Source organism: Flavobacterium sp. KY-23415 (genome assembly GCF_055384985.1).
Window position 1 is genome coordinate 4,248,672 of the sequence record NZ_AP044001.1, and the last position, 15,563, is coordinate 4,264,234.

The window sequence follows — 15,563 nt, forward strand, 5'->3', positions numbered from 1 at the left end:
AGATTTACGCAGATTTTCTAAACGCAGACTTGTCACCTTGTAAAGGTCGCATTGACTTGATTACATAGGTTTATGGAGCTACTAATGGGATGCTTACAGCATCACAAGATGGTGGATGTTTTCTGTTCTCGGTTATCTGTTATCGGTTATCAGGTAACGGACAACCCACAACAGACAACGGACAACCCACAACCCTCAACAGACAACAAATTAACCGTCGTTTTTTTCAATAATTTTGTCCAATAGCTGCTGGTTAAAAAAACTTTTAGGATAGTGATACCGTCCTCCTATTTTGGTAAAAGGAATCTCGTTAGTTTTGCGTAGTCGGTAGAGTTTGCTTTCACTAAAATGAAAACGTTGCTTTATGTCTGCGCTGTCCAACCATTCTTCTTCTTGATGGGATAGTGTATTTAAAACAATTGCTTTTAACATAGCTAATTCTTGTTTTAAATATTCTATTTGTTTCTTCATTTGCATAACGAACTTGCTTTAATATGGAACATTATTTTTTAGGGATTCTTGTGCTGCTGAAGCTACTTTTTAGTCAACAAGGGGTTTTATTATAAGCATCTTCATAAAACGAATTTCATTTTGCGTTATTTTAGTACAATTAGTTAAAATAATAATAAATTCGCTATAAAAATCAATACAACAATTATACCATTACACTATTAAAACATGTTTGTATTTTAATCACAAAAAACAACAAGTTTGTATTTTATTATTACTAATTGATTGTTAATGGCAAAGGCATACCTTGTTCTCTGTTATCGGTTATCGGTTATCTGTTATCTGTTATCTGTTCTCAGGCAACGGACAACTCACAACGGACAACTCACAACGGACAACTCACAACCGACAACTCACAACCGACAACGGACAACCCACAACTCACAACCCACAACTCACAACCCACAACCTACAACCCACAACCTACAACCCACAACTCACAACCCACAACTCACAACGGACAACTCACAACGGACAACTCACAACCCACAACTCACAACTCACAACTCACAACTCACAACCCACAACGAACAACCCACAACGAACAACCCACAACGAACAACCCACAACGAACAACCCACAACGAACAACTCACAACCCACAACTTAAAAAACCAGAATACGTTTTCCCGCAAGGATGTTGTTTTTTGCTGTTGTATCTTTGGCTACTAAACCGAAAAAACTTTAACAATTAGTATAGAAAAAATGTATTCTCGTTTTTAGGAATTGGTTTACATTGCAATTGTTTGAAATCGGATTAAAAACAGGTAGAAATACCTATATATCTCTTGCCGAAATGGTTTATTTTTGGTAGGTTTGAGGATTAAACTTTAATTCATTTTAAATTAACTTCAACAATAAAGAATATTGTTATAACCCGCTTATTAATGGCAGTAGAACAGAAACAACAATTAGAACAACAACTTTGGAATATAGCCAATACCCTTCGCGGGAAAATGGACGCTGACGATTTTAGGGATTATATCTTAGGTTTTATTTTTTACAAGTACTTGAGTAGAAAAATGGAATTGTATGCTAATGAAATCTTAGCACCTGATTGGTTAACTTTTCAAGAAATTGAAAAGCATGCTGAAAAAGACTTGCTGATGCAAGAAGTAAAACAACTTGCCATAGATAAATTAGGTTTCTTTTTAGAGCCTGGAGAATTGTTTTCTGAATTGGCTAAAAGAGGCAATTCTGGTGGTAAAAACAATTTTATTTTAGGGGATTTAGCCAAAATATTGTCGCATATTGAACAAAGTACCATGGGATCAGAGAGCGAAGAAGACTTTGTAAACCTCTTCTCTGATTTGGATTTGACGTCACATAAACTCGGTAAATCAGAAACGGATAAAAACGAACTAATTGTTAAAGTATTGACGCATTTAGACGCTATCGATTTTGAGTTGGAAAATACGGAAAGCGATGTGTTAGGTGATGCTTACGAATACTTAATTGGGCAGTTTGCGAGTGGTGCAGGAAAGAAGGCAGGAGAGTTTTATACCCCACAGCAAGTCAGTAGTATTTTGGCACAATTGGTAACGGTGGGTAAAGACAAATTGAAAAGCGTTTACGACCCTACTTGTGGTTCGGGTTCGTTGTTGTTGCGTGTAGCCAAAGAAGTAAAAGACGTGAGTTTCTTTTACGGACAAGAAATGAATCCTACGACTTATAACCTGTGTCGTATGAACATGATTATGCACAACGTGCATTACAAGCGTTTTGATATTAAAAACGAAGATACTTTAGAACGCCCACAACATTATGATATGCGTTTTGAAGCCATAGTAGCCAATCCTCCTTTCTCTGCAAAATGGAGTGCGAGTCCTTTGTTTATGAACGACGACCGTTTCTCTGCCTATGGAAAACTGGCACCAAGTAGTAAAGCCGACTTTGCTTTTGTGCAACACATGATTCATCAATTGGATGAAAATGGAACTATGGCTATCGTATTGCCACATGGGGTTTTGTTTAGAGGCGCTGCCGAAGGACACATTCGGGAGTATTTAATTAAAGACAAAAACTATTTGGATGCAGTTATTGGCTTACCGGCTAATATATTTTACGGCACCAGCATACCTACTTGTATTTTGGTGTTAAAGAAAAACCGTACCCATGCAGAAGATGTTTTGTTTATAGATGCCAGCCAACATTTTGAAAAAGTAAAAACACAAAATGTACTGCGCAAGCAAGACATTGATAAAATAATAGACACCTATAAAAACCGCACAGCGGAAGACAAATATTCCTGTAGAGTAGCCATTCATGGCGACTCAAATTCCATTGCCGATAATGATTATAATTTAAACATACCGCGTTATGTAGATACCTTTGAAGAAGAAGAAAAAATAGACCTACAAGCCATAGCCAACGCACTACGTGAACTGGAAGTACAAAGCAAGAACACAGATGCTACCATTGCTGCTTTTTGTAAAGAATTAAACATTGAAACCCCTTTCTAATGAGTACTGAAATTTTACATAAAGCGACTAAAAAAGCATTAGTACCAAAATTGCGTTTTCCTGAGTTTGATGGAGAATGGAAAGAATGTCAATTAAATGATGTTACAAAATACATAAAAGGATTTGCATTTAAATCGGAAGATTATCAAGAAAAAGGTGTAAGGATTGTCAGAGTTTCTGATTTATCTACTGATAGAATTAAGAATGATAATGAGAAAGTTTATATTGATGAATCAAAGTCTAAATTATATGATAAATATAAATTAAACTCAGGAAATATTATTATAACAACTGTTGGGTCTAAGCCAGAAATGATTGAATCTGCTGTAGGTAGAGGTATTTATATTCATAATGACAATGAAGGTTTATTAAATCAAAATATGTTAAAATTTGAAAACATTAAAAATGTTGATAATGGATATATTATTGGTCTAATAAATTCAAAAAGATATCAACACTTTATGAAAAGTATTGCAAGAGGAAATGCAAACCAATCTAATATTACAGTTGTTGATTTGTTACAATTTCAAATCACAATACCAGCCTTTCCCGAACAACAAAAAATAGCTTCTTTTTTAAGTGCGGTCGATGAAAAAATACAACAGTTAACTCGTAAAAAAGAACTACTAGTACAATACAAAAAAGGCGTGATGCAACAATTGTTCTCTGGTAAATTGAGGTTTAAGGATGATAAAGGTAATGATTTTCCGGAGTGGGAAATGAAAAGATTGGGGGAAGTTTCAGAGAGAGTAACTAGAAAAAACAAAGAGAATAACTTAAATGTTTTGACTATTTCGGCTCAACTTGGATTAGTAAGTCAACTGGAATATTTTAATAAATCTGTTTCTGCAAAAAATGTAACAAATTATTATCTACTAGAAAGAAATGAATTTGCTTATAATAAAAGTTATTCAAATGGTTACCCTATGGGAGCTATTAAAAAGTTAAGCAAATACGATAAAGGGGTAGTTTCAACTTTGTATATATGTTTTCAATTTAATAATGACGTTTCTCTGGATTTTATGGAGCATTATTTCGAATTTGGTAAACAGAATAATGAGCTTGAAAAAGTTGCACAAGAAGGAGCAAGAAATCATGGGCTTTTAAATATTGGAGTAAATGACTTTTTTAATATTCAATTAGAGTTACCATCTATAAAAGAACAACAAAAAATCGCTGATTTTTTATCGAGTATCGATGTTAAAATAGAAAATGTTAACCAACAATTAAATCAAGCACAACAGTTTAAAAAAGGTTTGTTGCAACAACTATTTGTGTAAGGACGCGATGTATCGGGTCTGATAATGTAATAATGAATAAATGGTGAAATAGTGCAGAATTAGAGACGCGATAAATCGCGTCTAATAATGTGATAATAGAGAAATGGTGAAATAGTGCAGAATTAGAGACGCGATAAATCGCGTCTAATAATGTAATAATGGATAAATGGTGAAATGGTGCAGAATTAAAGACGCGATACATCGCATCTAATAATGTGATAATAGAGAAATGGTGAAAATAGTGCAGAATTAGAGACGCGATAAATCGCGTCTAATAATGTAATAATAGAGAAATGGTGAAAATGGTGCAGAATGAATAAATCGCGTGCATAATGTAATAATAGAGAAATGGTGATAATAGTCGAATTAGAGACTAAATCGCGTCTAATAATGTAATAATAGAGAAATGGTGAAAATAGTGCAGAATTAGAGACGCGATAAATCGCGTCTGTACGGATTAATTATAAAGAAATATGAAAAAATTTCAAAATAAATATCGAATTCCCTCAGCCCGATTGCAAAATTGGGATTATGGTGCTAATGGTGCTTATTTCATCACGATATGTACACACAAAATGCAGCATTATTTTGGGCAAGTTGTAAATAATGAAATGCATTTAAATTCATTAGGCCAAATAGCATACGATGTATGGGAATCTATACCTAATCAATTTCCATATGTAGCATTGGGAAATTTTGTAATAATGCCCAATCATATGCATGGAATATTAATTATCGAAAAAAAATCCGTAGAGCCGCGATTTATCGCGGCTCATGATATAGAAGCGCGATTTATCGCGGCTGATGATATAGAAGCGCGATTTATCGCGGCTGATGATATAGAGACGCGATTAATCGCGTCTGTACCGAGAGGATTTGCAGGAGATGAAAATATAGAAGCGCAATCAATCGCCACCACACAGGAAAAAGGAGGATTTGCTGGGGATATGAATCCCATGCTGCAAGATAATATATCTAGAATAATTAGATGGTATAAAGGAAGATGTAGTTTTGAAATGCGAAAAATTCATACCGATTTTAATTGGCATTCTCGTTTTTACGATCATATCATAAGGAATTCAAGCTCCTTTGAAAGAATACAAAATTACATCGAAAATAATCCCTTAAAATGGGATGAAGATAAATTTTATAAAGAAGCACTCGTATGAATCAAAAAACCGAAGCGCAAATAGAAAGAGAACTCATTCTGCAATTGCAGGCATTGGGTTATGAAGTAGTATCTATTTTAGATAGCCCTTCTCTACTCCATAATTTAAAAAAGCAATTAGAACTTTTTAATGCCACTGTGTTTTCAGATAAAGAATTTGACGCGATTGTGAATCATCTTTCTAAAGGCGGTGTGTATGAAAAAGCAAAAACATTACGCGATTATTTTCAACTGACCAAAGAAGATGGTACTTCCTTTTACGTGCGTTTTTTTAATGATAAAGAATGGAATGAAAATAAGTACCAAGTAACCCATCAAATTAGCCAAGAAGGAAGTTATAAAAACCGTTACGATGTGACCCTTTTAGTAAATGGTTTACCCTTAGTTCAAATAGAATTAAAAAGAAAAGGTACAGAAATAAAAGAAGCTTTCAATCAAATAAACCGCTATCAAAAACATTCCTTTTGGAGTAATTATGGTTTGTTTCAATACGTACAACTGTTCGTTATTAGTAATGCAGTAAATACAAAGTATTTAGCCAATAACGAATTACAATCGGTAAAACAAACGTTCTTTTGGTCAGACTTTAATAACAAAAACATTACTGAGTTAACCGCTTTTACAGCTGCTTTCTTGAATCCGGATCATTTGGGTAAAATGATTTCAAAATACATTGTGATTAACGAAACCTTTAAAAACATGATGGTGTTGCGTCCGTATCAATACTATGCTACGGAAGCTATTATTCATCAAGTGCAACATTCAGATGATAATGCTTATATCTGGCATACCACTGGTTCGGGTAAGACTTTAACTTCCTTTAAAGCAAGTCAGCTTTTAATGGATTTACCCCATGTACACAAGGTAGTTTTTGTTGTAGACCGAAAAGATTTGGACTACCAAACCATGAATGAATTTAATGCCTTTAAAAAAGATAGTGTAGATGTTACCGATAGTACGAAGTCATTGGTTCGCCAATTAACCGACGATTCTAAGTTGGTTTTAACTACGATTCAAAAATTAAATAACGCGATATCACATCGTCATCAGAAAAGCCTCCTTCATTTACAAGACAAAAAGATAGTATTTATTTTTGATGAATGCCATAGAAGTCAGTTTGGTGATACCCATGAAGCAATTACTTCATTTTTTAATAAAAGTCAGTTAATCGGTTTTACGGGTACGCCCATTTTTGCAGAGAATTCCTCAAAAAACCACTTGGGGAAAAGGACAACGAAAGACTTGTTTGGTAATTGCTTGCATAAATATGTAATTACCGATGCGATTAAAGACCAGAATGTATTGCGCTTTGGAATTGAATATATTGGACGCTATAAAAACAAAAGCAATACCTTTATTGATATTGATGTAGAAGATATTGATAAAAAGGAAGTATTAGATTCCCCACAACGTATTGAAAAGATTGTGGATTATATTATTAAATACCATGATCAAAAGACATTTAATAGAGCCTATTCTGCTTTGTTTGCTGTGAGTAGTATTGATACTGTAATTCAGTATTATGATTTTTTTCAAAAGAAAAAAGAAGCAGGTGAACACGATTTACGAATTGCCACCATATTTACGTTTGGAACGAATGAAGCTTCTAGTGATGCACAAGATTATTTACCCGAAGAGTATAACGAGCCGCTGTATCACAAAGCCGCTGAACCTGAAGCAACGTATCAAAAATCGGATCATACCCGAGATAAATTAGACCAATACATTGCTGATTACAATAAAATGTTTCAAGTTAACTATTCTACTAAGGATGGAAAAGAATTTGAAAATTACTTTAAAAACATAAGCCAACGCTTAAAAGAGCGTGAAAAGAAAAACTTCAACGATGCCAAAGACCGTTTGGATATCGTACTCGTAGTGAATATGATGCTCACTGGTTTTGATGCTAAAAAGGTAAATACACTATATGTTGATAAGAATCTAAAACAGCATAGTTTAATACAGGCGTATTCTAGAACGAATAGAATTTTTGGGGAACAGAAATCGCAAGGAAATATCTTAGCTTTTAGAAACTTGAAAAAAGCAACCGATGATGCTATTACGTTATTCTCAAATAAAGAAGCTATTGAAGTGGTAACGCTTCCAAATTATGACAAAATTTTAGAAAAATTTAATGAAGCGCTCCAATTACTTCGAGAAATAGTACCTACTTACCCTGATGTAGATGAGCTACTAAGTGAAGACGACCAAGCAAAATTTGTGATTGCCTTCCGTAGATTGCTTCGCAGTATGAATGTATTGCAATCCTTTGCTGATTTTGATTGGGAGGATTTACCAATTGATTTGGATGAATTTAAAGGGTATGAAACCAAATATTTGGATTTAAAAGATAGTGTCGCTCAAAATCAACAAAAAAACAAAGTGTCTATCTTAAATGATATCGACTTTGAACTAGAGTTAATTCACCGCGACCAAATTAATGTTGCCTATATCTTACGCTTGTTGGCCGAATTAAAAGAAGCGACACCTTCGGAAGCTGAAAAACAAAGAAAAGCGATTACCGATTTATTAGGGGGCGAAATTAAATTGAGAAGCAAACGCGAATTAATTGAAAAGTTTATTGCTGAAAACTTGCCTAATATTAAAAATGGTGATGAGATAGAGGATGCATTTGAAAAATTCTGGCAAGAACAAAAAGTTTTAGCACTAGGTAAAATTTGTGAGGAGGAGCATTTAGATAAAAGACAATTTAAAGCATTGATTGATGCTTATATCTACAGTGGTAGAGAACCAATAAAAGATGAGGTTTTCCAATGTTTGGATAATCGTCCTAGTATTTTACAAGCACGTGCAATTGGCGATCGTATTATTGCTAAAATGAAGCAGTTTGTAGCCACTTTTGAGGAGGGAATGGTGGCGTAATGTATTAAATAATGAATATTACTATGAGAATAATGTTTAATAGAAACCTGCTGTTGCCTACGTTGATGAATGGGCAGGTTGGTGTGGCTTCGACAGGCTCAGCCACCACGACAGGCTCAGCTAGCGAGAAAGGCTATGAAGTTGAGGATGAGAGGTTGGGTATGGTTGCGGAGAATAAGGTTGAATATAAAAAGGGATAGATTATGGATGGATTTAGCAACAATAACATTATGGGAGTTTTTTCAAAAGAAGAAATATTATATACGTATCGTAAAGTTAAAAGAGAACTTTACAACGAAAAAGAAAATATTTATTTAGAAGATATCGTCACATTTGAAGAAAATATTTTTGAAAATATTGAGTTTTTATTAAATATTCTAAACAGCAATTCTAATTTTTTATTAAATGAATTTATTAATAAAAAGGAAAATATAGGAAGTCCAAATTTTATTTTTAAAAGTATCAAAATAGAAGAAAAAGAAAATTTAAAAGTAAAAAAAACTGCTGAAAATTTTCAAAGAGAACTATTTGATTTTAATGATGTCGATTTTCGATTTACAGGAACCGTATCTGTTTTTTTTCAAGTAATTGGGGGGTTATGGTTAAATAGAATAGGATATAAATTAGATCAACTTTTTCCAGATAATATTTATGGTTGTAGACTAAAAAGATTTGACGAAGACTTGGTTGATTTACCGTACTACAAACAGAACCATTCACTATATAAGCCATATTATAATGATTATAGAAAGTGGCAAAATGATCTTTTTGATAAAATTGAATTTCTGAAAAATAAAGATATAGTAGTTATAACTTCTGATTTAAAAAAATACTACCATTCTATTGAAGTCCAATTATTAAAAAATGTAGTAAATAAATTAATTACTGAAAATAAGATTAATGTTAGCAATCATGATATATTATTAAATGATTTATTATTTGATATGATAAATAAATTTAATGAAATTAATAATTCAAGCTACTTAGATTTTTTTGAAGAAAACAAATTGAATCACAAAGAATTTGGTTTGCCTTTAACCTTAAACGTTTCAAGAGTTTTAGCAAATATTTATTTATTAGATTTTGACAAAGATATTATACAAAATGTAAAACCAATATACTATGGGCGTTATGTAGATGACTTAATCATTGCTGTAGAATATAACAGTGATAAAGATAACCTCAGTTTTAAAAAAGTTTTGAGCTCACTAAAAAAATTCAGGATTAGTGAAGATGGAAAATTGACAAGTGTAAAAAAGGATAATTTTAACTTATATTTTAATGCAACTAAGGAAAACATTTTTCTTTTCAATAATAATAAAGACAAAGTTGAATTAAATCATATAAGAAAAACTATTAATAAAAGTTCAAGTGAATGGAAATTATTACCTGACACCTCTGACTATGATGATAAAAATGATTTAGACCTATTTCAAAGCATAAATAATGAATGTATTGAAGTAAATAGCTTAAGAAAATCAAGTGGGTTAATTTTAAAAAGAAATAAATTTATTAAAGAAATTCTGAGTTTTGAAAGTGATATTAAAAATTTTGATAAAAAAACTTGGTCAAAAAGACTTGATAATTTTCTAAATGTAACTTTTGATTTTATATTTGACATTCAAAATTTTATTGATTTAAATAAATATATCCCTAGGTTATTTGGCTTATTAATAAATAGTGATAACAATGAAATTATTAAAAATTTCATCGATGAATTATCCAAAGTTTTACTTCTATTAGAACATAAAACAAGTAATGCTGATAATATAACAAATATGAATAAATTCTATATCGCCAAAGAATTTATTTACAAAAAAATACATGAAAATTTAATTTGTCACAATGCACTAGACAAAATAAACAATGAGTATATTCTAAGATTGTTAAGCTATGAATTAATTATATCTAATGAATTTTTAAATAATGTAGTTAGATATTTTAATACTGATTTACATATCATACCTTTTAAAAATTGTTATTTTAAATATGAAGAATATGTCGAATACATTGTTAGTAGTTTAGATGAAAATGAAGTTGATTTTTTAACTAGCTTATTTTTTAATCCATATTTAAAGGATTTCATAGGTAATAAGACTCATTCGAATAAGTGCGATTGTAAATATAACGATTGTAATAAGTTTTGTTTTAAAATATTCGATGGTTCTGGATTTTATTTCTATACTAGACGAATTTCTCTATTAGAACTTTCAGTTGCCTTTAAAAATAATGTTCTGACTGATTACTATGATTTTTCAGAACTTGCTAAAAGATATTATCACAAATTTACAATTAATTTTAAAGACCATATAACTCATCAATTTATTGATTTTAATGAGACAGTAAATAAAAAAAATCCCAGAGTTTGCAACACTCATTTCTTAACTAATAATGAATCATTTGATGCTATGGTAAGGCAGTTAACCGAACCAGATTTAAATAGGTATGATAGGCTAACAAAAATCGTAAATGATATAATTAAAAATAAAGAACATATTGATTATGTTGTTTTTCATGAATTATCACTACCAAGACATTATTATATACAAATTGCCGAGAAATTAGGCTTTGTAAACATAAATTTAATTTCTGGTTTAGAATATAAAATTGACAATCAAAAAAACATAGCAGATAATCAATTGATTTACGTTTTAAAAGTTGATAATAAATCTGCAGGTAGCATAGCATTATATCAATCAAAAAATGTAGGAGCAATTCATGAAAATAGTGAAATCTACAATAAAGCAGGTTTACAAATTGAACCTAGATATAAAAATAAATTAATAATAAAACATAACGACTTCATTTTTAGCGGTATGATTTGTAATGATTTATTAGATATTAACAATAGATCATTTTTAAGAGGCAATATAGATGCTTTATTTGTTATTGCTTGGAATCAAGATATTGAAACATATCAACACCTTGTTAAATCTGCTACTCTAGATATTCATTGTTATGTTTCTTTGTGTAATAATAAAAAATATGGAGATACTAGAATTAGAGCACCATATAAGGAAGAATGGAAAAGAGACATGCAAAAAATTCATGGAGGAGAATTAGATAATTTTATGGTCTCTGAATTGAATATTAAAGAATTAAGGGATTTTCAATCAAATAAAGTACCACCTCGTATGCCTTTTAAACCTTTTCCTACTGGCTTTGAAATTTCAAAAGAAAGAAAGAAAAAATAATTAAAGACTTAAATTTTAAAGCAAAAAAAACTAAAAATAAATTCATGAAATTAAACGAAGTACTAGAAAATATAGATGTCTGGAAAGGCTGGGTAAATTCTTACAAAAGATATGTTCCTCAATTCATAGAAGAAGCAAAACATAAAGAAAAATGGGAAGATTGGGACAAAGATGTATTTAGAGAATATTTTGAACAAGCAAGAGACCAATGTGTTTCATCACTTCAGCAAGGCTATTTTACGCATGCAGAAAAAGACAAATTAAGAGCGAATTGGGGAGAATTAGCTCCTTTGTTTAAGCAAATATCAGAAAGTCAAACCATTCCATTATATGATGTTTATAAAAAAATAGAAGATACTATTAGAAGATATACAACTCAACATAGAAGGGCTTCAACCTATAGATTAATTGCTGGATTACAGCCTGAATTATTATGTACGATTGTAAATCAAGGAAATTTATATGAATTATTTGTTATGCTCAAAAATAATGTTGAGGAACCAATTGCTAATTATACTGGAAATTGGTATAAAGATAGTTTTACTATTGCCCAATATTATAAAGAAAATTCAGAAACTATAAAAGATATGGATTTAATAGCCTATCCTTGGCAAACAATAGTTTATTTTAAAGAAGAAAAAGAAATTACAAATAATGAAATGAGCGAAGCAAATACTGATTCAAAAGGTTATAACAGTCTTAACCAAATACTTTACGGTCCTCCAGGAACAGGAAAAACCTATCATACTATTAATAAAGCTATAGCAATTTGCAATCCTAGTTTTAATCTAAACCAAGAAAGAAAACTAGTCAAAGAAGAATTTGATAAATTAGTCAAAGACGGTCAAATTGTGTTTACTACTTTCCATCAAAGTATGTCATACGAAGATTTTATTGAAGGGATAAAGCCCGTTATGAAAGGAGAAGAAGAAAATGAAGTAGGCTATGAAATTCAGGATGGTCTTTTTAAAGTAGCTTGTGCGCATGCTGCCTATAATTGCTACAAAGCATATAAAAAAGATAATAAGCCAACCTCAACCTATAGTTTTGATGAATTGTATGAGGCTTTTATTGAAAACATTCAATCCTTAATGGAAGCTGGCACTCCTCCTATTTTTAAAACCTTAACAGGAAAAGAAATTACAGTTATTAAAATAACGAGTACGGGGTCTATAAAAGCCAGAGCTTACAATTCGGTTGCCAAAAGAAACCCAGCCCCCTTAACCAAAGAGAATCTTCAAAAATTATATGATAAATTTGAAACGATTGATGCAATAAAAAACCTCAAACAAGTTGAAGAAACCGTTGAAGTGACTCCTAGAATAACAGAATTTTATGCTGTTTTTAAAGGCTTAAAAGCATTTGAAAAAGAGGAATTTAAACCTGAAACAGATGAAACAGCATTAGATTTTATAACCTTAGAAGAAAAAATAAGAAACTTTAACGAAAGGGTTTATAACCGTGCAATTAAAGAACATGGATTGAATGCTGAACCTGTTGTTCTGATCATTGACGAAATCAACCGAGGCAATGTATCCCAAATCTTTGGAGAACTGATTACCTTAATAGAAGATAGCAAACGTTTAGGAAATGACGAAGCCTTAGAAATTACACTACCCTATAGTAAAAAGAAATTTGGGGTACCTCCTAATTTGTATATCATTGGTACCATGAACACTGCAGATCGAAGTGTGGAAGCTTTAGACACTGCTTTGCGTCGTCGTTTTTGTTTTGAGGAAATGATGCCTGATTATGAGGTTTTAGAAAATAAAAATATAGAAGGAATTGAGTTGGCTGAATTGTTAAAAACAATAAATAATCGCATTGAAGTATTGCTAGACCGTGACCATACCATAGGGCATTCCTATTTTCTAAACGTGCATTCTTTAGAAGATTTAAAAAACACTTTTAAAAACAATATCATTCCGTTGCTACAGGAGTATTTTTATAATGATTATGGCAAGATAGGCTTGGTTTTAGGAAAAAGTTTTGTTAGAGCAAATGCTATGACTGCTAAAAACGATACTTCTATTTTTGCAGATTTTTACACTAAAAATGAGATAGACATTATTAAGTCCTACGAATTAATTCCTTTTGAAGCAATCACGGATATTAAAAAGGCTTGTCTTGATCTTTTGGGGAAAACAACGAATACTATCAATGAACTAACGAATCTTGAAGCCAGTGTCAACTAATTGTATTCAAGTTTTTGAGCATAGCTTTCTTCCCATTGAAAAAGGAAAATTGGAACAGCGTCATTTTGTGGCTTTGTCTCAACTGAATGCCTTGCACAATGATAAGTATTTTGATATACGGCATAATGGTATTAAATTTAAGCAGTATGTTGGGGTTATTCAGGTCAATGGTTTAACGATTGAAATTTTGCCTAAAATAGACAATGATGGGAAAGATGAAAGTGATTGGCACAAAGTTTTGATTGACATGCTTCGGGTAACTCGAAAACTAAAAGTCCAGCAAGTAGATGAAGCCCATGTTAAGAAACAACAGGTCCATCTGTTAGATATTTATTTTGAATGGTTTTTACATGAAGTACAACTCCTACTCCATCAAGGATTAATCAAGAAGTACTATAAAGAAACTTCTAATGTGAAAGCGTTAAAAGGAAAACTAGAATTTGCCAAACACATTAGTCAAAATTTGGTACACAAAGAACGCTTTTATACCACGCATCAGGTGTATGATAAAGACCATTTGGTGCATCAAATTTTAGGGCAGGCTTTGGAAATTGTAAGTAATTTATCTAAAGGGAATTATTTGTACAGTAAGTGCAAAACCATTCAACTTGATTTTCCTGAAGTGAAAACCATACAAGCGAATGAGCAGACGTTTTCAAAAATACCCAACACTAGAAAAACCGCTCCTTATACAACCGCTTTAAAAATTGCCCGACTTATTATTTTAAACTATGCACCTAATGTGCAACGCGGCAGTGAAAAAATGATTGCCTTGCTCTTTGATATGAATGTGCTTTGGGAAGAATATATTTTGGTACGTTTGAAACAAGCCGGTAAAGATATAACGGTTTTAGGACAAAGAAGAAAAGTGTTTTGGGAAGGCATTCCTTTAAAACCTGATATAGTTATTGAAAAGGGCAACGAAACATTTATAATCGATACCAAGTGGAAAAATATAGGGTATTCTAATCCTTCCACTCAAGATTTACGACAAATGTTTGTGTATAATGAGTATTGGGGTTCTAAAAAAGCGATGTTGTTATACCCTAGTATTTCTAGTTCTTTTGATGGTTTTAAAGCCTTTACAGGTAAAGTGCAAAAATGTGGATTGGGAAAGGTTTCTATTTTTAAAAAGAATACTAATGAATTAGATGAAAACATTGGTACAAAGTTATTGGAATGGTTTGGGGTTTAGATTCCTCCTCACGTCGGAAGGACAAGATTGGGGGAATGTTGAATTGTTCTCGGCTATCTGTTATCTGTTGTCTGTTCTCTGTTGTCTGTTCTCTGTTTTCGGTTTTCAGTTTTCGGTTTTCTGTTCTCAGATTACGGACAACCCACAACCTACAACCTACAACCTACAACGGACAACGGACAACCCACAACGGACAACCTACAACGGACAACCTACAACTAGGCTCGCAGATTTTGCAGATTTACGCTGATTTTCTAAACGCAGACTTGTCACCTTGTAAAGGTCGCATTGACTTGATTACATAGGTTTATGGAGCTACTAATGGGATGCTTACAGCATGACAAGATGGTGGATGTTCTCTATTTTCGGTTTTCTGTTCTCGGTTATCTGTTCTCAGATAACGGACAACCTACAACCCACAACAGACAACGGACAACAGACAACGGACAACGGACAACCCACAACTAGGCTCGCTGATTTTGCAGATTTATGCTGATTTTCTAATCGCAAACTTGTCACCTTGTAAAGGTCGTATTGACTTGATTATATAGGTTTGTGGAGCTACTAATGGGATGCTTACAGCATGACAAGATGGTGGATGTTCTCTGTTTTCGGTTTTCTGTTTTCGGTTTTCTGTTTTCTGTTCTCAGATTACGGACAACTCACAACCCACAACC

Annotated in this window: 9 protein-coding genes; 8 read left to right on the top strand and 1 reads right to left on the bottom strand. The window is 32.1% G+C overall.

Going from position 1 to position 15,563, the window contains the following annotated elements; translation table 11 throughout:
• Positions 1-210: 210 nt before the first annotated feature.
• Positions 211-471: a helix-turn-helix domain-containing protein gene (locus tag ACZ49Z_RS18670; RefSeq protein WP_464305812.1), complete on the bottom strand. Its 261-nt coding sequence runs from the start codon at positions 469-471 to the stop codon at positions 211-213.
• 270 nt (positions 472-741) lie between these two features.
• Here ACZ49Z_RS18670 and ACZ49Z_RS18675 point away from each other — a divergent pair, with 270 nt between their 5' ends.
• The 8 genes from ACZ49Z_RS18675 to ACZ49Z_RS18710 all read left to right on the top strand — a co-directional run bounded on the left by ACZ49Z_RS18675 (position 742) and on the right by ACZ49Z_RS18710 (position 14,886).
• Positions 742-1,119, top strand: coding sequence for a hypothetical protein (locus ACZ49Z_RS18675; protein WP_464305813.1), 378 nt, complete (start codon positions 742-744; stop codon positions 1,117-1,119).
• Between the two features lie 277 nt (positions 1,120-1,396).
• Positions 1,397-2,971 (top strand): type I restriction-modification system subunit M, encoded by a 1,575-nt coding sequence (locus tag ACZ49Z_RS18680; RefSeq protein ID WP_464305814.1) that lies wholly within the window; start codon positions 1,397-1,399, stop codon positions 2,969-2,971.
• Entirely contained in the window at positions 2,971-4,251 is a 1,281-nt protein-coding gene (locus tag ACZ49Z_RS18685) for a restriction endonuclease subunit S (protein ID WP_464305815.1), read from the top strand. Before ACZ49Z_RS18680 ends, ACZ49Z_RS18685 begins: the two co-directional genes overlap by 1 nt.
• A 473-nt stretch (positions 4,252-4,724) precedes the next feature.
• Positions 4,725-5,420: a transposase gene (locus ACZ49Z_RS18690; protein ID WP_464305816.1), complete on the top strand. Its 696-nt coding sequence runs from the start codon at positions 4,725-4,727 to the stop codon at positions 5,418-5,420.
• Positions 5,417-8,302, top strand: a complete 2,886-nt coding sequence (locus ACZ49Z_RS18695) for a type I restriction endonuclease subunit R (RefSeq protein ID WP_464305817.1) — start codon at positions 5,417-5,419, stop codon at positions 8,300-8,302. Before ACZ49Z_RS18690 ends, ACZ49Z_RS18695 begins: the two co-directional genes overlap by 4 nt.
• Before the next feature lie 203 nt (positions 8,303-8,505).
• Complete coding sequence (locus tag ACZ49Z_RS18700; protein ID WP_464305818.1) at positions 8,506-11,496, top strand: RNA-directed DNA polymerase; 2,991 nt, start codon at positions 8,506-8,508, stop codon at positions 11,494-11,496.
• Between the two features lie 44 nt (positions 11,497-11,540).
• Positions 11,541-13,691, top strand: a complete 2,151-nt coding sequence (locus ACZ49Z_RS18705; RefSeq protein ID WP_464305819.1) for an McrB family protein — start codon at positions 11,541-11,543, stop codon at positions 13,689-13,691.
• The gene (locus tag ACZ49Z_RS18710) at positions 13,681-14,886 is read left to right on the top strand and encodes an McrC family protein (protein ID WP_464305820.1); all 1,206 of its coding nucleotides are present in this window, start codon (positions 13,681-13,683) and stop codon (positions 14,884-14,886) included. The genes ACZ49Z_RS18705 and ACZ49Z_RS18710 overlap by 11 nt, the downstream gene beginning before the upstream one ends.
• Positions 14,887-15,563: the final 677 nt, after the last annotated feature.